Source organism: Posidoniimonas corsicana, from assembly GCF_007859765.1.
In the GTDB taxonomy this organism is placed as follows: domain Bacteria; phylum Planctomycetota; class Planctomycetia; order Pirellulales; family Lacipirellulaceae; genus Posidoniimonas; species Posidoniimonas corsicana.
Genome location: NZ_SIHJ01000003.1, coordinates 298,127 through 325,053 on the forward strand (window position 1 = coordinate 298,127; position 26,927 = coordinate 325,053).

21 protein-coding genes are annotated in these 26,927 nt (G+C 68.0%); 9 read left to right on the plus strand and 12 right to left on the minus strand.

What is annotated here, in order from left to right:
• Positions 1–236 precede the first annotated feature (236 nt).
• Together glnA and KOR34_RS20590 are read left to right on the plus strand one after the other, a co-directional pair.
• Positions 237–1,649: a type I glutamate--ammonia ligase gene (gene glnA, locus KOR34_RS20585; RefSeq protein WP_146567754.1), complete on the plus strand. Its 1,413-nt coding sequence runs from the start codon at positions 237–239 to the stop codon at positions 1,647–1,649.
• Positions 1,650–1,879: 230 nt separating this feature from the next.
• Positions 1,880–2,239 carry a DUF2200 domain-containing protein gene (locus KOR34_RS20590; protein WP_146567760.1) on the plus strand — a complete coding sequence of 120 codons (360 nt, stop codon included), beginning with the start codon at positions 1,880–1,882 and terminating at the stop codon, positions 2,237–2,239.
• 51 nt (positions 2,240–2,290) lie between these two features.
• Here KOR34_RS20590 and KOR34_RS20595 read toward each other — a convergent pair whose 3' ends face one another.
• Both KOR34_RS20595 and KOR34_RS20600 read right to left on the minus strand, forming a co-directional pair.
• Complete coding sequence (locus KOR34_RS20595; protein ID WP_146567762.1) at positions 2,291–3,121, minus strand: hypothetical protein; 831 nt, start codon at positions 3,119–3,121, stop codon at positions 2,291–2,293.
• Between the two features lie 110 nt (positions 3,122–3,231).
• Positions 3,232–3,981 carry a TIGR02117 family protein gene (locus KOR34_RS20600; protein WP_197531629.1) on the minus strand — a complete coding sequence of 250 codons (750 nt, stop codon included), beginning with the start codon at positions 3,979–3,981 and terminating at the stop codon, positions 3,232–3,234.
• A 185-nt stretch (positions 3,982–4,166) separates the two neighbouring features.
• Between KOR34_RS20600 and KOR34_RS20605 the strand changes: the two genes are divergently transcribed.
• The 3 genes from KOR34_RS20605 (at position 4,167) to KOR34_RS20615 (ending at position 9,345) form a co-directional block, all read left to right on the plus strand.
• On the plus strand, positions 4,167–7,205 hold the full coding sequence (locus KOR34_RS20605) for a hypothetical protein (protein WP_228714721.1): 3,039 nt from the start codon (positions 4,167–4,169) through the stop codon (positions 7,203–7,205).
• A 75-nt stretch (positions 7,206–7,280) separates the two neighbouring features.
• A complete protein-coding gene (locus tag KOR34_RS20610; protein WP_146567768.1) occupies positions 7,281–8,228 on the plus strand; it encodes an SUMF1/EgtB/PvdO family nonheme iron enzyme in 948 nt (315 codons plus the stop codon).
• Positions 8,229–8,427: 199 nt separating this feature from the next.
• Positions 8,428–9,345, plus strand: coding sequence for a ParA family protein (locus KOR34_RS20615; RefSeq protein ID WP_146567770.1), 918 nt, complete (start codon positions 8,428–8,430; stop codon positions 9,343–9,345).
• A 27-nt stretch (positions 9,346–9,372) separates the two neighbouring features.
• Here KOR34_RS20615 and KOR34_RS20620 read toward each other — a convergent pair whose 3' ends face one another.
• Together KOR34_RS20620 and KOR34_RS20625 are read right to left on the minus strand one after the other, a co-directional pair.
• The gene (locus KOR34_RS20620) at positions 9,373–10,005 is read right to left on the minus strand and encodes a LysE family translocator (RefSeq protein WP_146567772.1); all 633 of its coding nucleotides are present in this window, start codon (positions 10,003–10,005) and stop codon (positions 9,373–9,375) included.
• Positions 10,006–10,034: 29 nt separating this feature from the next.
• The gene (locus tag KOR34_RS20625) at positions 10,035–12,128 is read right to left on the minus strand and encodes a hypothetical protein (RefSeq protein ID WP_146567774.1); all 2,094 of its coding nucleotides are present in this window, start codon (positions 12,126–12,128) and stop codon (positions 10,035–10,037) included.
• 305 nt (positions 12,129–12,433) lie between these two features.
• Here KOR34_RS20625 and KOR34_RS20630 point away from each other — a divergent pair, with 305 nt between their 5' ends.
• Both KOR34_RS20630 and KOR34_RS20635 read left to right on the plus strand, forming a co-directional pair.
• Positions 12,434–13,294 (plus strand): type VI secretion system tube protein Hcp, encoded by an 861-nt coding sequence (locus KOR34_RS20630; RefSeq protein ID WP_146567776.1) that lies wholly within the window; start codon positions 12,434–12,436, stop codon positions 13,292–13,294.
• Between the two features lie 223 nt (positions 13,295–13,517).
• A complete protein-coding gene (locus tag KOR34_RS20635; protein ID WP_146567777.1) occupies positions 13,518–14,609 on the plus strand; it encodes an LTA synthase family protein in 1,092 nt (363 codons plus the stop codon).
• An 18-nt stretch (positions 14,610–14,627) separates the two neighbouring features.
• On the opposite strand, the gene KOR34_RS20640 is transcribed toward KOR34_RS20635, so the two are convergent.
• From KOR34_RS20640 to KOR34_RS20655, 4 genes are all read right to left on the minus strand, one after another.
• Complete coding sequence (locus KOR34_RS20640; protein WP_146567779.1) at positions 14,628–15,239, minus strand: peroxiredoxin family protein; 612 nt, start codon at positions 15,237–15,239, stop codon at positions 14,628–14,630.
• A gap of 109 nt (positions 15,240–15,348) precedes the next feature.
• On the minus strand, positions 15,349–17,598 hold the full coding sequence (locus KOR34_RS20645; RefSeq protein ID WP_146567781.1) for a serine/threonine-protein kinase: 2,250 nt from the start codon (positions 17,596–17,598) through the stop codon (positions 15,349–15,351).
• Positions 17,599–17,868: 270 nt separating this feature from the next.
• Complete coding sequence (locus KOR34_RS20650; protein WP_146567783.1) at positions 17,869–19,203, minus strand: PQQ-binding-like beta-propeller repeat protein; 1,335 nt, start codon at positions 19,201–19,203, stop codon at positions 17,869–17,871.
• A gap of 137 nt (positions 19,204–19,340) precedes the next feature.
• Entirely contained in the window at positions 19,341–19,685 is a 345-nt protein-coding gene (locus KOR34_RS20655; RefSeq protein WP_146567784.1) for a hypothetical protein, read from the minus strand.
• A 281-nt stretch (positions 19,686–19,966) separates the two neighbouring features.
• Here KOR34_RS20655 and KOR34_RS20660 point away from each other — a divergent pair, with 281 nt between their 5' ends.
• The gene (locus KOR34_RS20660; RefSeq protein WP_197531630.1) at positions 19,967–20,671 is read left to right on the plus strand and encodes a potassium channel family protein; all 705 of its coding nucleotides are present in this window, start codon (positions 19,967–19,969) and stop codon (positions 20,669–20,671) included.
• A 40-nt stretch (positions 20,672–20,711) separates the two neighbouring features.
• Here KOR34_RS20660 and KOR34_RS20665 read toward each other — a convergent pair whose 3' ends face one another.
• Positions 20,712–21,968 carry an OmpP1/FadL family transporter gene (locus tag KOR34_RS20665; RefSeq protein WP_146567788.1) on the minus strand — a complete coding sequence of 419 codons (1,257 nt, stop codon included), beginning with the start codon at positions 21,966–21,968 and terminating at the stop codon, positions 20,712–20,714.
• Positions 21,969–22,312: 344 nt separating this feature from the next.
• Here KOR34_RS20665 and KOR34_RS20670 point away from each other — a divergent pair, with 344 nt between their 5' ends.
• Positions 22,313–23,932, plus strand: coding sequence for a DUF1254 domain-containing protein (locus tag KOR34_RS20670; RefSeq protein WP_146567790.1), 1,620 nt, complete (start codon positions 22,313–22,315; stop codon positions 23,930–23,932).
• 61 nt (positions 23,933–23,993) lie between these two features.
• Here the strand turns inward: KOR34_RS20670 and KOR34_RS20675 are convergent, their stop codons facing one another.
• The 3 genes from KOR34_RS20675 to KOR34_RS20685 all read right to left on the minus strand — a co-directional run bounded on the left by KOR34_RS20675 (position 23,994) and on the right by KOR34_RS20685 (position 26,743).
• Positions 23,994–24,635, minus strand: a complete 642-nt coding sequence (locus KOR34_RS20675) for a trimeric intracellular cation channel family protein (protein ID WP_146567792.1) — start codon at positions 24,633–24,635, stop codon at positions 23,994–23,996.
• 132 nt (positions 24,636–24,767) lie between these two features.
• A complete protein-coding gene (locus tag KOR34_RS20680; RefSeq protein WP_146567794.1) occupies positions 24,768–26,504 on the minus strand; it encodes a sodium/solute symporter in 1,737 nt (578 codons plus the stop codon).
• Positions 26,501–26,743, minus strand: a complete 243-nt coding sequence (locus KOR34_RS20685) for a DUF485 domain-containing protein (RefSeq protein WP_146567796.1) — start codon at positions 26,741–26,743, stop codon at positions 26,501–26,503. Before KOR34_RS20685 ends, KOR34_RS20680 begins: the two co-directional genes overlap by 4 nt.
• Positions 26,744–26,927 lie beyond the last annotated feature (184 nt).

Consider the following 26,927-nt stretch of genomic DNA (forward strand, 5'->3'; position numbering starts at 1 on the left):
AGGGCAGGGCGGACTGCTTGACGCTGTGGCATGAGATACCTCGGCCGCTCTGGTAGTAATAGGTGCGCTCTTGGCGGAGTCGTGCGAGTGGCTTTTCTCTCGACGATCGGCGTGTCGGCGGTCCCGGATCGGGCGCCCCGTGTCCGTGCCGCCGGGCCGGCTCTTGCGGCCGCGTGGCCCCGCAGCCCGCTACGCACCGCGATTTCCTCGAACGCTGAAAGGGTAGGGTGAAGCCGATGAGTCCCCAAGAAGTTCTGGCGATGTGTCGCGAGCGCGACGTCAAGGCGATCGATTTCCGGTTCATGGACTTCCCCGGCCTGTGGCAGCACTTCACGATCCCCGCCGGCAAGCTGGACGAGGCGGTGTTTGAGGACGGCCTCGGCTTCGACGGCTCCAGCATCCGCGGCTGGCAGGCCATCAACGAGTCGGACATGCTGCTGGTGCCCGAGCCGGCCAGCGCCTGGATCGACCCGTTCACCGAGCTCCCCACGCTCTGCATGATCTGCAACGTGCAGGACCCGATCACCCGCGAAGACTACAGCCGCGACCCGCGCAACGTCGCGCGCAAGGCCGCCAACTACCTGAAGAGCACCGGCGTGGCGGACACCTGCTACATCGGCCCCGAGGCGGAGTTCTTCATCTTCGACGACGTCCGCTTCGACCACACGCCGAGCCAGGGCTTCTACAGCATCGACAGCATCGAGGCCGAGTGGAACCGCGGCGCCGACGAGGGCCCCAACCTGGGCCACAAGCTGCGGCACAAGGAGGGCTACTTCCCGTGCCCGCCCGCCGACCAGCTGATGGACATCCGCAACGAGATGATGCAGCTGATGATCGAGTCCGGCCTGGACGTCGAGTGCCAGCACCACGAGGTCGCCACCGCCGGCCAGGCGGAGATCGACCTGAAGTTCGACGAGATGGTCGCGATGGGCGACCACATGTGCAAGTACAAGTACATCGTGAAGAACGTGGCCCACCGCCACGGCCGCACGGTCACGTTCATGCCCAAGCCGCTGTTCTCCGACAACGGCTCCGGCATGCACACGCACATCAGCTTCTGGAAGGGGGGCGAGCCGCTGTTCGCCGGCAACGGCTACGCCGGCCTGTCCGACGAGGCGCTGTTCGCTATCGGCGGCATTCTCAAGCACGCCCCGGCGCTGCTGGCGTTCACCAACCCCACCACCAACAGCTACAAGCGGCTGGTGCCGGGCTACGAGGCGCCGGTCAACCTGGCGTACAGCCAGCGGAACCGCTCGGCCAGCTGCCGGATCCCGATGTACAGCCCCAGCCCCAAGGCGAAGCGCATCGAGTTCCGCTGCCCCGACCCCAGCAGCAACCCCTACCTGGCGTTCAGCGCCCTGATGATGGCCGCCCTGGACGGCATCCAGAACAAGATCCACCCGGGCGAGCCGCTCGACAAGGACATCTACGACCTCTCTCCCGAGGAGCTGGCCGAGGTGCCCAAGACGCCCGGCTCGCTGGGCGAGTCGCTCGACGCGCTGGCCGCCGACCACGAGTTCCTGCTCCGCGGCGACGTGTTCACCGAGGATGTCATCCACACCTGGATCGAGTACAAGCAGAAGAACGAGGTCGACGCCATCAACCTGCGTCCGCACCCGTACGAGTTCTGCCTGTACTACGATATTTAGGCGCTAGGGCTTGGGCGCTAGGGGCTAGTGATCCCACGCCTGACGTGACAAGGAAACCTGAAACCGCCGGCGGAAGCCGGCGGTTTTTTCGTGGGGCGCGGCAATGCCGTGGCCGGCCCGCCTTGGGGGCCAATGTGCAAACCTAAATTGGTAGGCTATACCGACCCCTGACGGGGGGCGCCGGCGGCTTTGTCCAGCTCTTTTCCTTCGCAATCCATCGAGATCCGGCCATGGCCAAATCGCAAGACGAGCGTATCGCCTTGATGACCTTCTCGTCGGTGTATCCGCACTACGTGACGAAGGTCGAGAAGAAGGGCCGCTCCGTGGACGAGCTGCATCAGGTGATCAAGTGGCTGACCGGCTTCACCGAGCGCACGCTGCAGAAGCACATCAAGGGCGCCGCCACGTTCGAGGAGTTCTTCGACGCCGCCAAGCTCAACCCCAACGCGCACCTCATCACCGGCGTGATCTGCGGCTACCGGGTCGAGGAGATCGAGAACCCCCTCACCCAGAAGGTGCGCTACCTGGACAAGCTGGTCGACGAGCTCGCCAAGGGGAGGAAGATGGAGAAGATCCTGCGGAGCGAGTGACCGGTGGGGCGACCGACAAGAAACGGACAGCGGAGTGCTTCCTCCGCCACCCTATCCCTCCAGCAACTCCTTCAGCCGTGACCAGAACGCCACGCCGCGGTCGTACTGCTCGGCGGTGATCCACGGCCGGCTGAAGTCGAGGTGGTCTAGCTGGTCCTGTGCGGCCTGGGCGTACGAGTAGCCGGGGTCGGCGAACGGGTTGCGGTAGTCGGGGTCGCCCGGCTCGCTGCGGTGCGAGAACGTGCCGTCGGGGTTCAGGTGGATGTTGGCAGTTAACAGCGGGGTCAGCATCTGCAGCTCGTAGGTCATCCGCTCGCCGAGCGTCATGCCGGCGGTGGCTTCCTCCCACGCGGCCGCCACGCCCGGCGGCGTGTTGCTGTCCGGGAACCGCATGCCGTACGCCACGCCCGAGCGGGTGAGGCCGTCGTGGTTCAGGTCGACCTGCGCCGCAGGCGGCAGCAGCAGGTTGAGCGCGCCCTCTTCGGTCAGCGCGCCGACGTCGATCGGGTCGGCCAGCGCCTGCACGCGCTGCACCACGGCCAGCTCGTCGGGCGTGAGCGAATCGAGGAACTGGCGGGGCGCCTCGTAGCCGCCCTCGGCATGCGCGCGGGCGATCAGCTCACTATACCCCGATCGGAGCCGCCCGGCGTCCTCGACGCTGGCGTACCGGCCGCCGACGCGCTGGCTGTCGAACCAGTCCTCCCACGCGGCCGACGCGCTCTCGGCCAGCGGCGCGTGGTCGCCGCGCGGCCCTGCGGACGCGTATCCCTGCCGGCCGGCAGACTGCAGCACCTCGCTGAACACCGCCTGGACCTCGTGGTCTTGCTGCCGCTGATTCGCCTGCTGGAGCAGCAACCCCTCGCTTGCCGAGCCTACCTGCATCTCGCCCCCCTGTGGTCGCCCCGGCCGCCCGCTGACGGCCCGTAGGTCGGGTATCGACCAATCTTCGCCGCGCACGTTAGCCGCCCGGCGGCGATCGGCTGCTAGCAGGCTCATTCATGCGGCGCTGGCTCCAGATACATCCCCACCTGTCCCGGCAGCGGCGTGAACAGCGGTGTCGACACGCCCGCCGCTTGCAGCTTGGCGCCGGCCCAGCTGTTGCACGTGTAGAAGCAGTGGTAGGCGCCGCCGGCCTTGTAGAACGTATCGAACCGCCCGTACGAGAAGTCGATCCGCTCGGGCCGGTCGCCGGCGAACGACGCGGCGATTTCCTCGCACAGCTTGCGGTACTGGTCCGGCGCCAGCACGGCTCGCACGGCGCCGCGCTGCGGGTCGGGCGCCGTGCAGGCCGACACGTGCACCACGGTGTCGCTCGGCCAGAACATGGCGACCAGCGCGGTGCTCACCTTGAGTTCGGCCCAGGTGGGCGTTTCGAGGTAGAAGCCGCGGTCGCCCCAGCCGACGGCGTAGTGCGTCGCCCAGGCGGGGTTCTCCGGGAAGTCGGTGGCGGGGATCGAACCGCTCCAGTCCCACAGGTCGTTCTTGATGGGCAGGATCAGGTCGGTGTGAACCGGGCTCTCCAGCACAAATACCTCGATCCCATCCGCGAGCGGCGTGTAGCCTCGGTTCATCGGGACCAGCCCCACCAGCAGGAACAGCGCGTAGCAAACCAAGAAGCCGGCCACGGTCAGCACGCCGCGGAACAACCCCCGCCGCACGCGACGCAGCCAGCTCCGCCCGCCGATGGGCGCGTCGCCCGCCGTGGCGTTTGTCTGGTCGCCTCCTACTAGTTCGTCGTCCACCGTGGTCCCCGTCATCGCCTCAGACAGATCCGATAAACCGCTATTTGACCGCGCTACACGTCTGGTAGCTACGAAGAATCGTTGAGGTTCCGTGAATTGTAGACGCAGGCGCCGGTCAGTCGTTAGATTGAAGGCCTATTCGATGAGCCCGGCTGGCTTGCCGCCGGTTCGCCAGGGATTAGGTCATGCCGCCCCGCGTGCTACAAGTTGTTGTTCTCGCTGCCGCATTGCTGTCGACGCCGTTGGCGGAGGCAGAGGTTCTGATTGCCGATACCACCCTGACGGAGGACCTTGTGGTCCCCGCAGGCGAGACCGGCGTCCTCGGCGGCACGGTCTACTTGCAGGGCCACACGATCGAATCGTTCGGCTCGCTGCTGCCGCGCGAGGGCGACTTCCCGGTCGCGCTCCGAGGTCCCGGCACGGTGGCCCTCAAGAGCCACGGCGGCGGATGGGTGCAGCCGACATACAACTCGAGCCTGCGGCTGCGGGCGGGAGTTGAGCTGATCGGCGAGAGCGGTGCGCAGTTCATGTCGCCCAACACGGTGAATCAGGGGGTGATCGCGGCCGAGGGAGACGGTTTCGGGGCAAGCTTCCGCGTGACGCCGCTCAACTTGGTGAACGAGGGCGTGATCGAGGCCCGCGACGGCGGCCGGCTGGAGATCGCCGACGCCGATGTCATCCTCCACCGGCTGGGTGGCGTGATGCGGGCCCAGCCGGGCGGATTGCTGCGGCTGCAGTTCGACCCGATCACCTCGCTCGATGACCTGGGGCCGATCGAGAACCTGGGGGGGATGGTCTCGCTGTGGGGCCAGATCGACAACGCCGGCCGCACGCTCAACCTGACGGGCGGCCAATGGGAGCTGTACGGGGCGAGCGTCTCTGGCGGCGTTGTGAACGCGCCGAACTCCCCGCTGGTGATCTACGAGTCGACCCTCGCCGACGTGGTGGTGAACGGCGACGTCGATAGCCCGCAGTACTCGAACGTCCGGCTGGAGGGCGACCTGACCATCAACGGCCAGTGGACCTCCGCCTGGGCGATCGACGTCCGGGGCGACCACACGATCGACGGCGCCGGCGTGATCCGGTCTGCGTTCGGCAGTGGTTGGTTTGACGTTGACGGTTCCCTGACCATCGGCGCTGGCGTCAAGCTGCTGGCCGAGAGCGGCGCCGCCCACCGGCTGCTGTACGGCGAGTACAACCTGCGCGGCGTCGCGGAGGCCGACGGGGGCGTGATCTTCCCCTCCTCCACCGCCACCGTGAACAACGACGGCCAGATGATCGCCCGCAACGGCGGCGTCATCTACTCGGTCGACAGCCGCTTCCGGTCCAACCCGCACACGACAATCAACAACCTAGCGGGCGGCGAGATCCGGGCGGAGCAGGGGGGCGTCATCGGGTTCTACAACCACATCCTGAACGACGGCGCCATCGTCATCGACGGCGGCGAGGCCCTGATCGGCGACTATGACGTTGACGGAACAGGGACCGTGACGATCACCAACTCACTCATCCTGGGCGATTCGGTCACGCTCGCCGAGCTGCACCAAGCGCCCCGCGGTGCGGGCAGCGAGTACGGGACCCATCGGGGAAGGATCGACCTGGAGGGGCAAACCCTCACGCTGGCCGACATCGAGGGGCAGCGGTTCACGCTCCGCGGTGGCACGCTTGCGGGCGGCGTAGTCGCTTCGGCTGATGGCCACCCGCTTGAGGCGCGTCCGCGCCTCGCCGGCGTCCCGACCACAACCGAGCTGGACTCGCTGCAGCTCGACGCCGATCTGCTGGTGCTGCCCGGTGCGAAGGTCGAAGTCCATGGGAGCGTGACCGGTGAGGGCCGCTTCGGAGTTGACGGCGGCGTTCTGCGGCTTGAACCCCCCAGGAACCAGCCGGGCCTCCGCGAGATGATCGCCCGCAGCGACCTGCGGTCGGGCGCCGTGGAACTCGCCGGAACGTTGTTCAACACCGGTCAGACCACCGCCCTCGCGGCGGGCGTCGACTGGCAGATGGCCATCTTACGCACCAACGGGGTTGTCGGCGGCCGACTCGAGGGCGAACCCGGCGCGCGGCTGACCATTGTCGATGGGTACGGGTCTTTCTCAGGACAGGCGACTTTCGCCGACAACGTGACCCTCGCGTTGCCGGTTTCGATCGGCGATACAACCATGGCGGTCCGCGGTGGGCTGACGCTCGATGGCGCTACGGTCACGATCGGCGTGCCCAACGGCAGCGAGTTCGGCGACGGCCGGCTTGAGTTCGCCGAGCCACAGGTGCTTGCCGGCGTTGGCGAGGTGGTCTTCAACCGCATCGACAACTACCAGGAGGGCCACCCCTACCCGCGGGTCAACATGCTGCACATCTCGCCCGGGCAGTCGACCAACAGCGGCTTGACCGTCGAACAGGGCATCACCGTACGCACCGACGCGGGCGATGGCTATGTCGGCGGGCGGTACTTCTATCAGCTCGACCCCGAACCGGCCCTGCTGACCAACTACGGCCGCTTCGTCGCCCAGCACGGGCACACGCTGTCGATATTCACCTCCGACTTCCAGCAGCACGGCGTGCTGCGCGCCGAGGCAGGGTCGCTGCTCCGCGTTGTGGACGAGGACCTTGTGAACCAGCGCCGGCTGGAGACGACCGGCGGCCAGATCGAAGTGACCGGCGAGCTGGCGCTCGCGGACTCATCGGTACTGATGCTTGAGCTTGCGCTCGACCAGCTTGCGACCTCCGGAGCGGCGGTGGTGGTAGGCGGCGCCGCCGAACTGGGGGGGCGGCTCAAGATCACCTCTCCCGACGAGCGGTGGATCCCGCAGGCGGGCGACGCGTTCACGCTCTTGTCGGCCGCCGGCGGCTTGTCGGGCGCTTTCGCGTCACAGTCGCTCCCGATGCTGGCCGACGGCCTGTACTGGCAGGTCGGCGTCGGCGCGAACGACCTGCAGTTGTCTGTCCAGGCGGGCGCCCTGACCGGCGACTACAACTCCGACGGCGTGGTGGACGCCGCCGACTACACCGTGTGGCGGGACAACGTGGGCCTGCCGATTGGCCTGCCGAATGAGGTTGCCACGTCCGGGCAGGTGACCATCGAGGACCTCGCCGCCTGGCGAGAGAACTACGGGGTGGCGGCCGCCTCCGCGGCGGTCGGCGCGCCGGCGCCCGCTTCGTCGGCCCTGCTGGCGGTGCTCGCCGCGTGCTGCGTCCGCGGCCGCAGTCCGCCCGCCCGGTGGGAATAGTACGGTGCGGCGCACCCGATCCTGCTAGACTGAAGCGGACTTCTTGCAGGGGCTCGGTGGGATTGGAGGCGGCTTATGAGGCACACGGCTTGTTTCCTGGCGTTGGCGGCCCTGGCCGCCGACGCCTGCGCCGACCAGTTTGGCAGCGGCGCGGACGCGTTCGAGATCGAGTTCGTTACGGTTGGCGACCCCGGCAACCCGGCGGACGTCACCGGCGTCCCCAACCCTGCCGGGTCGGTCGACTACTCGTACCGGATCGGCAAGTACGAGATCTCCGAGTCGATTGTCGAGAAGGCCATAACGGCCATGGGGCGTCCACTGGACCACTCGGCCCGTGGGCCCGACCGGCCGGTCACCAACATCACGTGGATCGACGCCGCCCGGGTGGTGAACTGGCTGAACACCAGCACCGGGCACGCGCCGGCCTACAAGTTTGGCGGCCCGCGCGAGGCGTTTTTCGAACTTTGGGCGCCGGGCGACGACGGCTACGACCCCGCCAACCCGTACCGCAACACGCAGGCCAAGTACTTCTTCCCGACGACCGACGAGTGGTACAAGGCCGCCTACTACGACCCGGCCGCCGGCGTGTACTACGACTACGCCACCGGCAGCAACGACCTGCCCGACGGCATCGACTTCGCCAACGACCCCGATTTCGAGGTCGTGCGGCGTGACGGCTTCGGCGTCTCGCAGCCGCACGAGGTGACCAACGCCGGCGTGCTCAGCCCGTACGGCACGATGGGCCAGACCGGCAACGTGGTTGAGATGGAGGAGTCCGCCTACGATCTCGTCAACGACTCGACGCTCGAGTCCCGCGGCGCCCGCGGCGGCGCGTACTTTGAGGTCGACATCTGGCTCGACGCCACTTGGAGGGGCCAGGTATCGCCCTCGCTGGGGGGCGACCCCATTGGCTTCCGGGTGGCGTCGCGGGTGCCGGAACCGGGCACGCTGGCGGCGGGCCTGTGGGCCGCAGCGACGTTTTTGGCCCTCAGACGCCGGCGATCCGCCCTGCTGGCCCGGTAATTGTGCGGCCTCGCTGCGTTCGGCGAGGTTCCTGCAGGCTGTTGGCGGCAGGGTTTCTGCGCCGCGTCCATGGTTGGGTTGTGCGGCGTGTGGCGGCTGCAACGCGTTGCGGTCAACTGCATCATTGTGTGCTAGGCTTTGAAGAGCAGCAGCCTGTCGGCGCTCTTGCTCATCGCCTTCACCACAACGAGACCCGGCCATGCCAGTCATCGCATTCATCAACCTCAAGGGCGGGGTCGCGAAGACCACCAACGCGGTGGCGATCGCGGAGTGTCTTGCTTCGCACGGAAAGACGACGCTCGTCATCGACGCGGACCACCAGTGCACCGCTACGGAGTTGTTGCTGGGCGAGCCACGGATGGAAGAACTCGAGCGCCGGCGCCGGACTCTCCACGACCTGATGCTGGACATGCTGAAGGTCGACTTTGACCCGGCAAGGATCGACCGCTTCGTGGCGGGCGAAGCCTCCGACATCAACGGCGGGCTCCCCCACCTCTCGGTGATCCCGTCGTCGGTCCGGATCAACGACTTCTTCGATCGGTACTCCGCTCGACTCCGCGAGTACGCCAGCCTGGAAGAATTCCAGGCGATGGTGACCAAGCACCGCAAGAAACTCGGGAACTGGATTGCTTCAAACTTCGACTACGTGATCATCGATTGCCCGCCCAGTCTGGCGTACCAGGTAAAGTTTCTGCTCCGCCTCTCTGACGCGTATGTGATCCCCTCCCAGCCGAACCGTCTGTCGCTCCGAGGCGCCGACTGGCTCGTTGAGAAGCTCAGGAAGGATGGGTTCCGGCGGCGACCGCTCGGCACGCTCTGGTCGATGTGCAGGGAGCAGGACGCTCAGCACCGGAAAGTTATCAAGGCGGCAGAGCATGGGGAGTTCGACGGTTACCGATTCCCAGCGCCGTTCGACACCGTGGTCCCGCTTTCCAGCAAGATTTCGCGAGCCCTTGAGGCCCCTGACTCTCAGCCCAAGTCGTTCCGCGGCAAGTACGGCAGCAAGTTTAGCCCGGTTTTTATCTCGATCGCGAACGAGTTGCTGACGCGGACGGGCGAAGCCGGCATCTGCACAGGCGCCGAGGCGCCGGACGAGCCGCTCCTCGCCAACGCCTAGCTGCGACGCCGCTGGACAGGGGCCTACTCAACGTTTGGCCCACAGCAGCTTCCCCGCCAACGCGACAAAAACGCAACCGGCGGCGCGGTCGAGCCAGCGGCCCAGTCCAGCGCGCTCCGCGAGCCATTGGCCCACGACTCCGGCGTACACGCCCAGCGTGCCGAACGCGGCCATCGTCATCACGCAGAACAGCCCGCCCAGCACCGCGGCCTGCGGCGCCGCCGGCCGTGCGGGGTCCATGAACTGCGGCAGGAACGCCAGGAAGAACAACGCCACCTTCGGGTTGAGCGCGTTCGCCAGGAAGCCCCGCAACAGGTAGGGCGCCATGCTGACCGCCGGGGCCCGGCGTTCACCGGTGGCCTGGTTGAACGACCCGCCGCTCCGCAGCGCGCCGACGCCCAGGTACAGCAGGTAGCCGGCGCCGGCGATCTTGAGCAGCGTGAACGCGGCGTCGGACGCGGCGATCAGCGCCGAGATGCCCACCACCGCCCACAGCGTGTGCGTCAGGCAGCCCAGCGCGCAGCCGATGGCGAACCCCACGCCCGCCCGCCGCCCGCGCGACACGCCCAGGCTTACCACGCCCAGGTTGTCGGGCCCCGGGGCGGCTATCAAAACGGCGGACGCCAGCACAAAGCCGAGGAGCTGATCGCTGGTGGGCATCCGCGGCCGCTGGGGTTCGACGGTGGTTGCTAGCGGCGGCGGCGTACGCGGGCGAGGGCCGACAGCGCGAGCAGCCAAGCAGCCGTCGGCTCGGGCGCCGTTTCGGTCGCGACGCCCCCGCTCAGCACCAGGCCGTAGTTCGCCCGCCAGACCTGGTAGTCGGCGTCGGTCACCTGGTTGTCGCCGTTGCTGTCGGCGATGCCGGACTCGTCGCCTCGGTGGTCGCGCCAGACCGTGTAGTCGGCGGCGTCCACCACGCCGTCGCCGTTGAAGTCGCCCTGGCTGCGGCCGTCGTAGTTGGCCAGCAGCAGCGCTACGTCGGACGGGCCTACCAGGCCGTCTTGATCGAAGTCGCCGTACATCCAGTAGACCTCTGCGTCTGCGGCGCTCATGCCGAGGTTGGCGGCCAGGATCTCGTGGTCACGGCTGTCGACATCGCCGTCGAAGTCGGCGTCGCCGGGGCGGGTGTCACGGTGCAGCACGGCCCGCCAGGCTTCCTGCACGCCGTCCGGGTTGACGCCCGTGCCGACGATGGTCGTGCCGTCGTCGCTGATGGCGCCCACCTCGAACAGCCGCCAGCCCTCCAGGTCGAGGCCGTAGTCGCCCGCCAGCACGCGGGCCAGGGGGCGCATGCCGCGCTCGCGGTCCCACAGGAAGGGGACCTGCAGCCGTCCGTACTCGTCGATCTCGCCCTGCAGGTTGTACGGGTCGACTACGGTCACCGCGGCGTCGGTGGCGTACAGGTACGCGTGACCAACCACGCGGCGCTGCTCGTCCGAGACGTCAATCGCCTCGGAGCCAAGGAACTCCGGCCCGGGGGGCATGCGGAACGGCGCCAGGTCCTGCCAGCCATCCTCCTCGGTCCACAGCACGGCGCGCTCTTCGGCGTACGGGAACGCCGCGTCGACGTTCGGCCCCCAGTGAACGCGGTCGACGCCGGCCACCACCTTGCCGTCGCCCGACACCGCGTTGGCGGTGGTCTCCTGCTGCGGCGGCGGGAAGATGGCCGGGAAGAAACGCTCCGGGTTGCCCAGCCCCTTCATGCCACCCTCGCGGGTCCACACGAAGGGCTGCGCGAGGTCCGGGTAGAACGGCTCGAACGCCAGCGGGTTGGCGCCGCGCTGTGCGTTGCCCACGATCACCCGCCCGTCGGCCGAGACGTCCACGCCCTCGGTGGTGGAGTAGTCGCCGTACTCGGGCAGCACTCCCAGGTCTTGCATGCCGGTCTCGTCGGTGTAGCGGAACGCGCGGCGGAGCGAACCGAAGGGCAGGGGGGCGATGGAGCCGGGGCCGGCGGTCGGCGGGTAGAACTCGTCCACGCCCACCACCACGCGGCCGTTCCGTGAAGTTGCGCGGGCCTCGCTGAAGGAGGAGTACTCGTGGATCGTTCCGAGCGGCTCCATACCGCCGCCGAGCGACCAGCGGAACGCCTCTTGGTTATGGAACACGTCGCGGCGGATCGACGATTCGCCCACGATGAAGTTGCCGTCGGCGGACACGCCGTAGCCGCTGCTGCCGCCCGGCGACCCGCCCGGCAGCAGGCCGATCGACACCATGCCGGTCGACGGCGACCACGCGAACGCCTCGCGGGTGATGAAGCCGGCGGCGCCCGGCGCCAGCTCGTTGTGGCCGGTCACCACCCGCCCGTCGGCCGACACGTCGAACGCCGCGCTGACGTAGGCCGAGTCGTGCAGCGCGCCCAGCCCGTGGAACTCACCCCGCGGCGGCGGGTAGATCCAGCCCAGGAAGTCGGGTCCGGAAACGAGTTCGCGGATGCCGCGGTCCTCGGGGTGGACATTTAACACCGAGCCGGTGATCCCATTGATGCCCGGTGTGAGCGGGCCGAACTCCTCGGTAAGCGTCCACGGGGTGAGCGCATCGCCCGCGCCGGCCAGGCCGGGGGCCGCGAGCGTCAGGTGCAGCGCGCCGTCCACCACGCCGTGGCTGATGGCGTCGGGCGCGGCGGTGTCCCACCACACGCCCTCCAGCTGGATTGCGCCCACGCCGCCCAGCCCGGGCTGCGTAACGGTGACCGAGTCGACCCACCAGGGCAGCTCAAACGCGGATAGCGGAGCGCAACAGAGAAACAAAGCCAACGACGCCGCAAGCCTGTGCACCAACATGGTTCCGTACTCGAAGAGAGTCAGACGCCCCTGACAACGGTCCAGTTTACCGCAACGCCCAAGTGGGTCAATCTTAGCCGCTGCAGGCCGGAAAACGCGATTTCTGTCACGCTCTGACGCGTCAATTCTCGAAGACTTTGCACAGCCGGTAGGGTCACCCCTCTCGTGTCGTCTCACGCATCCCATCAGCCAGTATTCCGGCGGCCCGACACCCTTCCGCACCCCCGATCGGGTTAATTGATCTGCGCCCGGCGGAGGCGGATACTGCAGCGGGGCTGCGCCTTGTGTCTTGTCGGAGGCTCGTCATGCGCAGGTTACGTTTGCCAACCCGTCTGCTGCTGGGTTTCCTTGCGCCGTTGTTCTGCCACGCCGCGGCGGAGGGTCAGATCGCCATGCGGCTGGTCGACCAGCCGGTAGCGGGCGACTTCGACGTGCCCGGGTGGAAAGACTGGCTGACGCTGCACAGCGTGGGCGCCTCGATCACGCGTGATCCGCCAGAAGGAGGCAAGGGCGGCACAGAGGACATCAACATCGGTGTGGGCGAGTTAGAGGGCCTGAGCCTCACAAAGCCGACCGGCGCCGGTTCCGCCACCCTCTTTCAGCACGCGCTCAACGGCAACAGCCTGGGGGACGTGCTGGTGTTCTACCTAACGCAGGGCGAGAAGGGCCTGGAGCCGATGGCCGCGTGGAAGCTCGACCGCGCGTTCGTGTTCGACTACTCCACCCAGTCCTCCGCGGCGGGCCTCAACGACGCCTTCACGCTGGCGTTCAATAAGATCGCGTTCGGGGTGGCGAACGACTCCGGCGGCTATGATTTCGCGAGCTGGGACCTGACCAAGAATACCCCGTGGACCGATCACGGTCTGGCCGGTGATCTCAACGCCGCCCCCAAGAGCCTGTCGCTTGCCGGCGACTTCAACTTCGACGGCGCGGTCGACGCGGCCGACTACACCGTGTGGCGGGACGGACTCGGCGCGCCGTACCCGCTGTCGGCCTACGACGACTGGCGTGACAACTACGGCGCCGCCGCATCAGCCGCGACGCCGGCCACGGCGCCAGAGCCCGCCGCGGCGGCGTTGGCCGCGGTGCTCTTCCTGGCCGGGCTCGGCGGCGTGGCCGCCCGCGCGGCGCCCTGCCTTAGTGGGAGTCGGCCCAAACGGACGTAGGCGAACCCACCGGTGGTAACGGAACTCTCCGGCACGAACCGGGGGCTAACGCCCTGGGCTGATGAGCTGGGCGCAGCTTCTGCGAGCCACACACGACCCGCCTGCGCAACCGCCTTGACCGCGTCGATGAAGATCTTGCGTACTCGGTTGTCGTTGGATGCGGGCGGCGGTCCGGCGGCCTATACTGGCGGGCCCGAATCAATCAGGCCCACGGAGCGCTCTCATGCTGAAGCCGTTGCTGTCGTTGCTCGTGCTGTTCCCGGTCTCGGTTTCGTCGGCAGCCGAGGTCGCCGAGAACCTGGTGCTGGTCACGCTGGACGGGCTGCGGTGGCAGGAGCTGTTCACCGGCGCCGAGGAGATGCTGATCGACAAGGACGCCGGCGGCGTGGACGACGTGCGGCTCACGCGGCAGCGGTTCTGGGCCGACTCGCCCGAGACGCGGCGGCGGCTGCTGATGCCGTTTGTGTGGGGCGCCGTCGCCGAGCAGGGCCAGCTTGTCGGCGACCCGGAACACGGCAGCAGCGTGGCGTGCACCAACGGTCGGTTCTTCTCGTACCCGGGCTACAACGAGATCCTGTGCGGGTTCGGCGACCCGGAGATCGACTCCAACGACGCGAACTACAACAAGAACACCACCGTGCTGGAGTGGCTGCACCGCAAGCCTCGGTTCAAGGGGAGCGTGGCGGCGTTCGGCTCGTGGGACCGGTTCGAGCACATCATCAACGCCAAGCGGTGCGGGTTCTATGTCAACGCGGGCTGGCAGCCGCTCAAGGCGTTCGCCGAGCAGTCGGCCGCGGAGATCGATCAGCTCAATCGGTACGCGTCCGAGCTGCCGCGCGTCTGGAACGGCGTGCGGTACGACCTGTTTACCTTCCGCGGCGCGATGGCCTGCCTGCGCGACCAACAGCCGCGGGTGCTGTACCTGGCGCTCGGCGAGACCGACGACTGGTGCCACAAGGGCCGCTACGACCTGTACCTCGACTCCGCCCGGCGGTCGGACGACTACCTTCGCGAGCTGTGGTCAACGCTGCAGTCGACGCCCCGGTACCGGGGCAAGACCGCGCTGCTGATCACCACCGACCACGGCCGCGGCAGCGGGCGTGAGGGCTGGAAGAACCACGGCGCCGACCTGCCGGGCAGCGACCGGATGTGGATGGCCGCGCTCGGGCCGGGCGTGCCGCCGCTGGGCGTGGTCGAGAACGCCCACGCAACTCAGGCGCAGTTTGCGGCGACCGCCGCGGCGCTGGTGGGCGAGGACTTCACCACGCACGACGAGCGTGTGGCCCCGCCGCTGCAGACGATTGTCAGGCAATAACGGCGACCGCCCCGCGGCTTACGACTTCTTCTTGCCGAGTTCCTTGAGCACCTTGTCGGCCGCGACGCGGCCGCCGTGCGTGCGGCTAACCTCGGCGAACGTGACCTTGCCGTCCTTGCCGATGATGTACGTCGATGGGTAGGCGGTCTCGCGGGGGGCGTCCCAGCGGAGGCCATAGGCGTTGGTCAGCTGGTAGTCGGGGTCGAGCGTCATCACGACCGGCTCGGGCAGCGACTTCTCGCTCCGCTTCTGCGCCGCCAGGAACTCCCCGGCCCGCTCGCCCAGATTCGCTACGCCGCCCGGGTAGACCATTACAACCTTTGCACCGGCCTGCTTGAACTTATCCGCGGCGCCAATGAAGCCCGCCGCCTGTCGCGAGCACGCGGGGCACTGGTAGCCCGGGTAGCCGCGCAGCACCACCAGCACGGTTGGCCCGTCTTGGTACACCTTGGCCAGGTCGACCTTCTTGCCCGCCTCGCTGGTGAGCGTGAGCGTCGGGGCTTTCTCGCCCACCTTGATTGGCTTGTCACGCGTGGGCGGGTCGGCCGGTTTCTTGGAGTCGGCGGCGAGGGCGAGGGCGGGCAGCAGCGCGAGAGCAAGCAGCGAGGTGAACGTTGTACGGGCGGACATGCAGGGCTCCGGGGTGTCGAGGTGGCGTGCGGCGGTTCGATGTCTGGAGGCATCGTAACCCGCTGGGGCCACGCGGTCGGTAACCGGGCACACCTTGTGGCGCCTGGCGTCAGGGCGTGTGCTGGTCACGCAGCTTGGTGAATTCCGACTGCAGCTCCGCCACGACCGGCTGCTTGGGGCGTTCGCACAGGCGGTCGATTACGGGCCGCACGCCCAGGTGCTGTAGCCGCACGAAGGGGCAGTCGGGCTGCTGGCAGCTGACTTTCACGTTGCCGGGCCGGAAGCCGAATTCAATGGCCTGCTCCTGGACCGCCTCGGTCATAAGGAACTTGGCGAACGCCTCGGCGGCCGACTTCTCGGCGGGGCCGGTCCAGTCGGCGTTGAGCAGGTAGTAGGGGTTGTCGTTCAGGAAGTTCAGCTCCGGGTAGACGACCCGCAGTTCTTCCCACCGGCCCCCGGCCACCTCGAGATTGTGCAGCGCCAGGTTCTCGTACACCACCGCGCAGTCGTAGCGGCCCGGGCCCTCCAGCACCATCTGCGACATCAGCTGCCGCGACCCGGAGGGGAGGCTGCCAAGGGTGTCGAACAGGTGCACGGTGAAGCGGCTGAGCAGGTCGTGGAAGCCGGGGTCGACGACGTCCGCCCGGGTGAGGCCGCGGCGTTTGTCGTGGTAGTTGTAGGCCATCAGGAACAGCATCGCGAGGCCGCTGATCGTCTGTTCCGGGTCGGCGATACCGATTTTGAAGTCGCCCCAGTCGGGCTCCGCGGCGATGGTCTCCCAGCCCTCCTCGGCGGCGACCGCATGGGCGATGGCCGCCAGGCCGAACTCGCCGTACGCCCGCTCGACCGCGTCGAGCCGGTCCTTCCAGATCACGAGCACGATGGGGGTGAGCGCCACGGCGCCAAGGTTCACCAGCGGAGACGCGCCGCCGTGGCGTTCGCGCCAACGGCGTTCGAACTCCGCCTGGTAGAGCGAGCTGGAGGGGCACCAGACGTGGATGGGGTCTTCGCGCGAACCGTCCAACGCGCGGCTGGCGCCGCGGAGCGAGCCAATGCTCAGCAGGTCAACCTTTATGTCGCGTCCCGCGCGGGTCCGGGCGAAGGCGGCCGCGGCCCACGTGAACCAGGCGGCCTTCTCCGTGCTGTGGGCCACCTTGATGGTGACCGGCCCGCCGGCGCCGAGGAGCCCGCCACGGTCACCGCGGCGCGGCCAGAGCTGGTACGCCACCCCGGCCGCGGCCGCCAACGCGACGCCGGCCAAGCCCGTGGCGATAGTGCGGCGGTTGGGGCGATGGTCTTCGTGCGGCGCGTCGGTGTCCAGCGACCGGAGCGCGGCGAGCATCTCCGAGGCGTCGGCGAAGCGGTCCTCGGGGCGGATGGCCATCGCACGCTTGATGACCGCCGCGTGGGATGCCGGCACGCCGGGGTCCAGGTCGCGGGGGTCGGGCGGCGGCAGGTTGCAGTGCGCGTTGATCAGGCTCAGCAGCCCGGTGCAGTCGCCGTAGGGGTAGCGGCCCGTGAGCAGGGTGTAGAACGCCGCGCCCATCGAGTAGACGTCCGAACGGAAGTCGACGGTGGTCCCCTCGCACTGCTCGGGGCTCATGAAGTTGGGCGTGCCGACCAACTGGCCCAGCGCGGTCAGGCGTTCGGTGTCGTCGTTGGCCAGCTTGGCGATGCCGAAGTCCGAAACCTTCACCACCCCGTCCGCCCGCAGCAGCAGGTTGGCGGGCTTGATGTCGCGGTGCACCAGGCCGGCCTCGTGCGCGGCCGCCAGGCCCTGGCAGGCCTGGGTGATGATGCGGGTCGCCTCGGCGAGCGGGTAGGCGCCGCGGGCGCGGATGTGGTCGTCGGCGCTGCCCCCCTCGGCGTACTCCATCACCAGGAAGTGGTGGTCGCCCTCGGACCCGACCTCGTAGATGGTCACCACGTTCTGGTGGCTGAGCCGCCCTGCGGCGCGGGCCTCGGCGGTGAAACGCCGCCGCATCGACTCGTCCCGCGCCAGGTCGGGGTGGAGCACCTTGATCGCCACGTGGCGGTCGATCGCGGCGTCGTGGGCCTCGAGTACGGTGCCCATGCCGCCGGAGTCGAGCACCCGTGAGACGGTGTACTTGTCGATCTGCCGGCCGACCCACTCCTGCCGCGCCTGCTCGGTGACCCGTCTGGGGTGGGGGAGGTTGGTGTCGGAGTCGCCCCGGAAGAGCGTGTCGGGCGAGTGGTACTCAAGCAGCGACAGCACTTCCTGCTTGAGCGCGTCATCGTTGTCGCACGCGGTGGCGACAAACGCGTCTCGCTCCGCCTTCTCGAGGTCGCAGGCCTCGAGGAAGATGCTACGGACTTTTGCGTACTGATCTGGGGTCACGGGTCTGCCAATCCGCCTGAGGCAGCAGTCGCGGCACGAGAAGATCTGCTACCGTGCGCGACCGGCCCGCTTGCGGAAAGCACGGACCGAACCCCTCGACTCTAGCCGATGGGGGTCACCGTGTCACCAACCAGCGCCTCGGGTTGGCGCAGACAGGTGCGTTGTCGCCTGTAGCGGCTCCAAATGCGGCCTAAATCTGCACCCGCTGGGTGGCGCGGCGGTTGGCGAATTCGCGCCACGCCAGATGGGGGGCGCCCCGCCCGACGGCTACTACTGCACCGAGAGGTCCACGCAGACAATCTCTTTGTCATTGCGGGCGAACATCGCCTGCTGCGCAAACGCGGGGCAGCTCCACACTACCGGCCGACCGAACGACGAGCTGGTCGGCTCCAGCACGTGCTGGCGCCCGGTTTCGGTGTAGGCCTCGGGGGTCAGATCGGCGGTGATGAGGTCGCCCTTCTCGCTAAACAAGAAGTACTTGCCCGAGGGGGTGTGGCGGATCAGAAACACGGTGCCGTGGCGGCCCCGCCCACCCTCGCCCAGGGTGGGCTGCATAGTGGCCCACATCCGTGAGCCGTCTTCGGGATTCAATGCGACGAGCTCGCTGCTCTGGCAGTCCGGCCCGTAGATGGCCTCCGCCGTGAAGATGGGCGTGACGTTGGCGGCCTGCAGGCTGTCGCTGGCGCCGCCGGACCACTCCACCTCGACGTCCGAACCATCCGGCTTGAGCTGCATCAGCACCGACAGACCGCCGATAGCGCTGACGTAGAGTTTGTCGTCCTGCTTCTGCGGACGCATGATCGACATGCCGTATGACGGCTTGGCCGGCAGGCTCCAGATCACCTCGCCGGACTGCGGCTTCAGGGCGTAGAGGTTCTCTGGCGACCAGATCAAGAGCTGCGGCTGGTTGCCGGCGCGGATGATGACCGGTGGGCAGTAGCCGGGGCCGTCGCCGCTCGGTTCGAGGTTCTTCCACTTCTCCTCGCCGGTGAGCTTGTCGAACGCGACGGCCTCGCTGCCGGGCCCGCCGACAACGCAGTACAGGGTGTCGCCGTCCACCAGCGGGTGCGCGGAGTGGCCCCAGATGGGAACCGCCGCGTTGTAGTCATCGCTGTAGCTCTTCTCCCAGATGACGCTGCCGTCGGCGGTCGACAGACACTTGAGGTCGCCCATCGCGCCGAGCGTGTAGACGCGGTCGCCGTCGACGGTTGGCGTGCAGCGGGGGCCGCCGCCGTACGACACGCGGTAGTCGCGCTCGTATTCGTGCTTCCACAGCTCGTCGCCCGTCTCGGCGTCGAGGCAGCGGATGCGCTCAATGCCCTTGAGTTCGTCGGGCCGGCCGGCCGAGTAGGTGAGTTCGCCCTCGGTGATCTCGTACTCGAAGTGGAACACCTTGCCGTCGGCCACCGCGGGCCCGGCGTAGCCGTGCGCCGACGGCGCCCGCCACTTGACCGGCAGGCCGGACTTGGGCACCTGGGTGGTCACGCCCTGCTCGTGGTAGCTGGCGTCGCGGTCGGGGCCGAGCCACTGGGGCCACTCGTCTGCCAGCAGCGGTGTGGCGATCAGCGACAGGCAGGCGGCGAAGCAACCGAGGCGGGCAGTCATGGCGTCATCCGTGGGTGAGGTTGGGCAGACCGGTAAGGGTACGCTTGGGTCCCGAACCGGAATGTACCGTGGCTCACCCTCCGACGGCAATGATAGGCCCTGCGGTAGCAGGCGCTGTGTGTGGCGCCGCCGGCGCCCTAACTGCTGCGCACGACCAGCTTTGCGAGCAGCCCCAACAGAACGACGCTGCACGCCGCGTCCGCCAGCAGCAGCGGCGTGAGTCCGTGTGAGTCGAGTCGGCTGGTAAAGAACACCAGGTACAGCGCCGTGTAGACGCCGATGTGCAGCAGCAGCCACTCGAATCGTCGCGCCGGCGCGACGCGGTCCACCAACGCCACCCCGGCCCCCAGTGCAATCAATGCCACGCCGGTTAGCTCGGCCAGCCCGCTGCCAAGCACGGCGAGCGCCACCATCGTCACGCCGGCGAGCATCAGCGCCGGCGCGGCGGCAGGGGATTCGAGGGTTGAAAGGGGACGCTGCATGTCGGACCGCAGAAAAGTGAGGCTGTGAAGAGTGATACAAGGAGCCTCTCCTCAGCCTGATTGGCCGCACCCCGCGCGCCAATCGCTCCGATGCGCTAGCCGGACCCCGCTTGCCGCCCGGCGGTCTGCCTGTGCGGGTTGCGCCGTTCCGGGGTCGGGCGGCGGAAGCGGGCGGGCGCCCCACGGCGGGGGTCGCTGCCTGCTGCGTTGCCGGGCGCGGGCGTGCTAAGATGTCAGGCCGCGTTGGGACAAGCACCGCAGGCATCGCGAAGGCAGAGGCAATGAAACGAGAGGGTCGGCGCCGGTTGTCGGTGGCGCACTTGCTGATCGCGTTGGGGGTGCTGTTCGCGGTTCAGCCTGTGGTGGACCAGTTCTCCTACGGCGATCTCATTGAGTCGGTCGCGTTCACCGGCGTGCTGCTCGCCGGCGTCAGCGCGGTCGGCAATCGACGGCGCACGCACGCCATCGCCGCGCTGCTCGTCGCGCCCGCTCTGCTCACCCGCTGGATCGACCACTTCTGGCCGGGCTTCCTCCCGACGGAGGTCTGCCAGTTTGCCGCCATCCTGTTTGTCGCCTACGTGGGGTGGCATCTGCTCAGGTTCGTCATCGTTGCGCCCCAGGTGAACGCCGAGGTGCTCTGCGCGGCCATCTCGGTGCTTCTGCTGACCGCGATTATCTGGAGCATGTTCTACACGCTGCTCGGCAAGTGGGACCCCCACGCGTTTCAGCTGCCCACGACCGCGGGCGAGGGCGCCAGGCTCGACGGGTTCCTGGCCGTCTACTTCAGCCTGCAGGTGATCACGGCCAACAGCTTTGGCGACATCGTGCCGGCCTCGAACATCGCCCGGGTGCTGACGCTCGCCGAGGCGCTCGTGGGGATGTTCTACCTGGCGATCTTTATCTCGCGGCTGGTTGGCGCCTACACCAGCGAGCCGGCCGCCGCCGTGCCACTGGGCGAAGAGCGTGCGGGCGAGAGCGACCCGTAGCCGCTTGACGCCGCGTGACGGAGTGAAGAGGAGCGCCCGCCTACCAGCGGTCGGGCGCCGGCAGCCGCCGGCACGACCCGCGCTCGAACCGCCACGTCATGCCGAGCGCGATCCAGTACGACTCAGCGTCCGCACTGGAGAGGCCGAACGTGTCGGCGGCCCGGAACATGCCCCCGGCGTTCAGGTCCAGGTCGACGCCCGGCAGCAGGTCGCGGACGCCGACGCCGCCGGAGATGCGGTGGGGGTTGATCGAGGGGAACTGCGCCTGGATGAACTGAACCGCCGGCAGCCCGTCCGGAGGGATCACGCCGCCGACAGCCGCCGCCGCCGCGTCACGCATGTTGTTCTCGGCGTACGCGTACCCCAGTCGCAGCTTCAGGTTGGGCCGCACGGAGTACTGCACGCCCGACTGGAACACGAACTGGTCGTCCCAGATCGCGCGGAAGAAGTCGCACTCCGAGTACCGCTTGTAAAGGATGTCGCTGGCCAGCAGCAGCCGGCCGTCCATCAGGCGGTTGTTCGAGACGCCCCAGCCGAAGGTCTCTGGCAGATCGAGCTGCACGTCCTGCACGGTGGAGAACGCCCCGCCGCCGAGGCTCAGCCGCACGGCGTCCTCGTACCGGAAGCTCTGCTTGGTCATCCAGTAGAACCCAAGCGTGGTGCAGTCGGTCGCGTTGTAGGTGAGGCCCAGGTTGCCGCGCAGGCCGTACGCGGTCGTCGCGGCGCCGAGCCCCGAGAACGGGCCGTCCAGCACGCTGGTCGACACGGCCATCTGGGCGCCGGCCGCCAGGCGGTCGGTGACCTGAACGCCAACGCCCAGCGGGACGTTGAGCACCAGCAGGCTGGCGGCCGAGCCGTTGCTGCCGCTCGCGTCGAGGTAGTTCACACCGAGCCCGGCGCCGGTGAGTAGGCCCAACCCAACGGTGGCGGGCAGGTCGAACGCCGTGAAGTCCTGCGACACGGCGATGTTGACGAGCGAGCTGCCGGGCTGACTCGACTTGGCGTCGAACGGCGACACACCCGCCAGCGGCAGCGTGGCGTCGTTGTCGAGGTTGATGGTCGGCTCGACCCAGCCGGCGCCGACGCTGAATTGGGTCCCGCGGAAACGCGAGAGCGTGGCGGGGTTGCCGGTCAGCGTGGACTGCACATCCTGGGGCTGGGCGATGCTCACCCCGCCCATACCGCCCGCGGCGGGGGTGACCGTGCCGTGCAGCTCAACCCCGAACGACTGCGCACTCGCGGACTGAGCGAAGCAGGCCCAGGCGAGCGCCGTGCACAGGCAGAAGGTCTTTCGCATGCTAGCCGCTCGCCGGTGGGGGTTGGTCCGGGCGTAGGGGTTCCGCGCCCGCACTGGATAGTTCGGGTCGTGCGGGAAGGTTCTCCCGGAATTCCCGCACGGGCGTTAAGGTTTGCCAGCGGTCTGCGCTGCCGGCGGAGGGTCCAGGAAGGCTTCCTCAAAACTTCACAACCGCGGACGCATTCGGTATGCGTCGGCGTGGCACGAGGAGCCTCCTGAGTGCAATCGCTAGGCCTCTCGAGGCGCGGGCGATGATTGATAGCGGGGTCCCGAACCGCGGGCTATACTTCGCATGCGTTATGCGCTTTCTACCTCCACCTGAGCCTCATCAAGGGACACCCCCCATGGCCCGCAGCAGTCGCGATTCGAAGCACCTCCTCACCGCCGTCGTTGTGACGCTGTCGGCGTTCGCCTCGGCCCAAGCGGAGCCTTCGGTCCCGACCGCGATCACGACCCCTGAGCTGGTGGAAACGCCCCTCGGGTCCTTTGAGTTCCCTAATGGGGCACCGAACGAGGCGACCGCCGCCAAGGCCTACGATCTGGCCGACTTCACATACGCGTACCGCGCCGTCATGGACAACATGCGGGGCGTGAGCATCGCCGCTCTCCACAAGGGGCTGCAGGACGCCGGCGTGAAGGACGGCGAGGTGCTTATCTTCTCCGAGCTCATGGACAGCAATTCGCTGTTCCTAACGGCGAATTGCGATACGATCTACGCGATGGGAGCGTTGGACCTGACCAAGGGCCCGATGGTCATCGAGTCGCCGCCCGCATTCTTAGGCACCGTGCAGGACGCCTGGTTCGGGTGGGTGATCGACCTCGGCCTGCCGGGGCCCGATCGCGGTGAGGGCGGCAAGTACCTGATTGTGCCGCCAGGCTACGACGGGGCGCTGCCCGACGGCACGTTCAACGTCGCGCACGCCAAGACGAACACGGTCCTCTGGTTCGGGCGGTCGTACCTGCAGGATGGCAAGGACCCCAAGCCGGTCGTCGAGACGATCCGCAAGACGCTGAAGGTCTATCCCTACACGCCAGGCGGGCTGGGCACGCCGCTCGCCGACTTCCTGGCGGGCAAGGCGCCACTGGCTCCCGTGAAGGCTCCGCCGGCCACGGTGTTTCACGAGGGCAGTGGCAAGGTGATGAACACGGTCCCGCCGACCGACTGGGGGTACTTTGAGCTGCTCAACGAGGTCGTGCAGAGCGAGCCGGCTACGTCGCTCGACGCCGAGTTGATGGGCCCGGTCGCCGCGATCGGCATCAAGAAGGGGCAGCCCTTCAAGCCGGACGCGCGGATGAAGCGGATCATGGAGGGGGCCGTCACACTGGCCAACGCCAGCTCGCGGACGATGTTCATGAAGCCGCGGCACAAGGACTGGTACTACTACGAGGGCTCCTCCTGGTACAACTGGCTGTTCGTGACCGGCTACCAGTTCGAGACCCCGATCCCCCAGGTCACCAAGGAGGGGATCAAGCTGCACCCGCCCACCGGCTACCGGACGATGGACGCGCGGTCGGCCTTCTTCTACGCCGTCACCGGCATCACTCCGGCGATGGCGATGCGCCTGACCGGCGTCGGGTCGCAGTACCTGATGGCGACCATGGACGCGGACAAGAACTTCTTCGATGGCGCCAAGACCTACAAGGTCACGCTGCCCAAGGACGTCCCCGCCGAGAAGTTCTGGTCCTTCACGTTGTACGACATGCAGACCCGCTCGATGCTGGCCACGCCGCAGCGGTTCCCCCGCGCCGGCAGCCAGGGCTACCCCTCGCCCGCCGCGAAGGCCAACCCAGACGGCTCGACCACCGTCTATTTCGGCCCCGAACAGCCCGAGGGCGTTGACCGCGGCAACTGGATTCAGACCGACCCAGAGAAGGGCTGGTTCACCATTCTGCGGCTCTACAGTCCACTGCAGCCGTTCTTCGACAAGAGCTGGCGCCCGACCGAGATCGAGCTGGTTGACTAATCGTAACCGGCAGCCCGAGTAAGCGGAGGATGGGGTTCCGCGACGAGTCGGCGGCAGCCGCCTAGGCAGTGAGGTCGTCGTCCGGCGCGTCGGTGGACCCGTCGGAGTAGGCCGGCAGCCGCCAGTCGAAGCGGAGCGCGGCCAGGCGGAACAGGAAGATGAACGCCACGGCGATCGGCGCCGCGACCGGCTTGATCGCCGGCAGCTCCTTGAGCGCGATGTACAGCAACGCCCCGACGAACGAGCAGGTCGCGTAGAGCGGCGTCGACGGGCGGAACAGGCTGGGGATGCGGTTGCAGAGGGTGTCGGCGATGACGCCGCCGAACGTGCCGGTCACCGCGCCCATCATCGCGGCGATGAACACCGGCGCGCCCTCGGCGAGCGCCGCCGCCGCGCCGGACACGCTGAAGAAGCTGAAGCCGAGCGCGTCGGGGATGTTGAGGCTCCGCTCGGTGTGTTCCGACAGCGGGGGCAGGAAGAACGCGACGATCGACATCCCGAACACAATCACCGGGTAGTGCGGCGCCCCGATCCAGAACAGCGGGTGGCGGTCGAGGAACAGGTCGCGGAGCGTGCCGCCGCCGAACGCCACGATAAACGCCAGGCTGTACACGCCGACGAAGTCCAGCTTCAGCCGCCGCGCGAGCAGCACGCCGTAGAGCGCGCTGAACACGACTGCCAGGAGCTCAATGATCTGCTGCATGGCAAGACTGTACCGCAACCAGCCGACGGATTACATCCGTCGGATCAACCCGGGGGCGAGGCCGCCCCACAAGAACCGTTCAGCGGGGCCTCCGATGGATGTAATCCATCGGCTCCTGCCGCCCGGGTTGGCTCAGGCTGCGGCCGCCTGAGCGTCCTCATGCCGCGGGGTCATCAGCGACACGACGATCAGCGTCAGGAACCCGAGCGGGATAGTCACGATGCCCGGCTGGCTGAACGGGGTGAGCCAGCCCTCCGACAGGCCGTACACCTTAGTGAACGTGTCCTGGCTCAGCAGGATCCAGGTCAGCGAGCTGACCATGCCCATGATTACCGCGGCGATCACGCCCTGCTTGGTGGTCCGCTGCCAGAACAGCAGCATCACCAGCGCGGGCAGGTTGGCCGACGCCGCGACGCTGAACGCCCAACCAACTAGGTAGCTGACGTTCATCTCCTTGAACACGATGCCCAGCACGATGGCGATTGCGCCGACGGCGACCGACGCGATCTTGGCGATCCGCACCCGCTGGTGGTCGGTCAGTTCTTCAGCGGCGAGGGTCTCGACAAGGTCGTGGGCCACGGCGCCGGCCGACGCCAGGATCAGCCCGCTGACCGTGCCCAGCACGGTGGTGAACGCAATGGCGGAGATGACGGCGAACAGCGGCTCGCTGATCGTCTTGGCCAAAAGCGGGGCGGCCATGTTGGAGTTGAAGCTGAAGATCTGCCCGCTGGTCATCGCGCCCAGGCCCAGGTACAGCGTCAGCACGTAGAAGAAGCCGATGCACGCAATCCCAACGATCGTGCTCTTGCGGGCGGCGGCCTCGTCCTTGACGGTGTAGTAGCGGATCAGGATGTGCGGCAGCGACGCCGTGCCGCAGAACAGCGCCAGCATCAGCGACAGGAAGTTGACCTTGTCGATGGCGTCGCCGCTGCGGATCCCCTTAAAGTTGGGGTGCTCGCCCGGCCGCAGCACGTGCGCGCCGGGTTTGACGTCGGGCGTGTAGGTGGTGGTGACGGCGCCGGCGGGGTCGGCATCTTCATTCTTCTTCCACAGCACCACTTCGCTTTCCTGCAGCGTGCTGAAGAACTGCAGCGGCCCCACGGGGCCGGTCTTGGCCTCGCCGCCCGGCAGCGAGACCACCTCGCCGATGGGACGCTCGGCCGCGGCTGCCTGCGCCTCGTCGGCCGGCTGTCCGTTTACTGTCACGCCCGAGCTGGAGCGGACGATCACCTGCTGCTCGATCGGACGGTCGGTGGCGGTGAAGCCGCGGCCGAGGATCAGCACAGCCAGCACCGCGCTGAATATCACCAGCAGCGATCCCTTGAGGAACTGCACCCAGGTGGTCGACACCATGCCGGCGGTCACCACGATCAGGATCACCACCGCGCCCACCACGCAGACGCCCAGCCAGTGCGGCCAGTTGAGCAGCGGCGTGACCAGCGCGCCCGCGCCGACCATCTGCGGGATCAGGTAGAACACGCTGACCGCCAGCGTGCTGACGCCCGCGGCCAGCTTGATGCCCGGCGAGTCGAAGCGGTGGTTGAGCGCGTCGGCGAAGGTGAACTTGCCGAGCCGCTTCATCGGCTCGGCAACGACAAACAGCGCCACGATCCAGCCCGCCAGGTAGCCGATCGAGTAAAGGAACCCGTCGTACCCGTGGAACGCGATCATGCCGCAGATGCCCAGGAACGACGCCGCCGACAGGTAGTCGCCGGCGAACGCCACGCCGTTGACGAACCACGGGATCTGCCCGTGCGCCGCGAAGTAGCCCTGCGAGCTGGTGGCCTGCCGTCCCAGGTAGAAGCTGAGCCCGAGTGTCAGGCCGACAAACGCCAGGAAGATCCAAACAGCCGGGTCGAGGAGGTTCATCGCTGGTCCCCCGCGTCGCCGGCGTTCTGGGGCTCGCGGCACAGCCAGCCGTAGAGCATCGCCAGCACGAACGCGGCGATGATCAACGCGAAGCCGTACCAGATCGCCAGGTTCACGCCGGCCGCGGGGGTCGCCTCCATAGCGTCGGGCTTGAAGGCCGCCAGCAGCACGAAGCCGCCGTAGAACGCCAGGTAGACCAAGAACAGCCTCAGCCCGATGCGGGCGTTGCGTTGAGCCATGAAGGGATCCAGCAGAGCAGGGGGTCGGACGAGGGCGTCCAGCCTAATCGAAACCCCTGGCCGCTGGAAGCGCTCATGCTACGGGCACAGCCCCGCGTGACCGGCCGCGGTCCCAAGTGTCGGGGCGTGCCTGGGGTAGCGCACCGCTTCTCGATCGGGCGGGGCCGCTCTCTCGCCCTGCGAT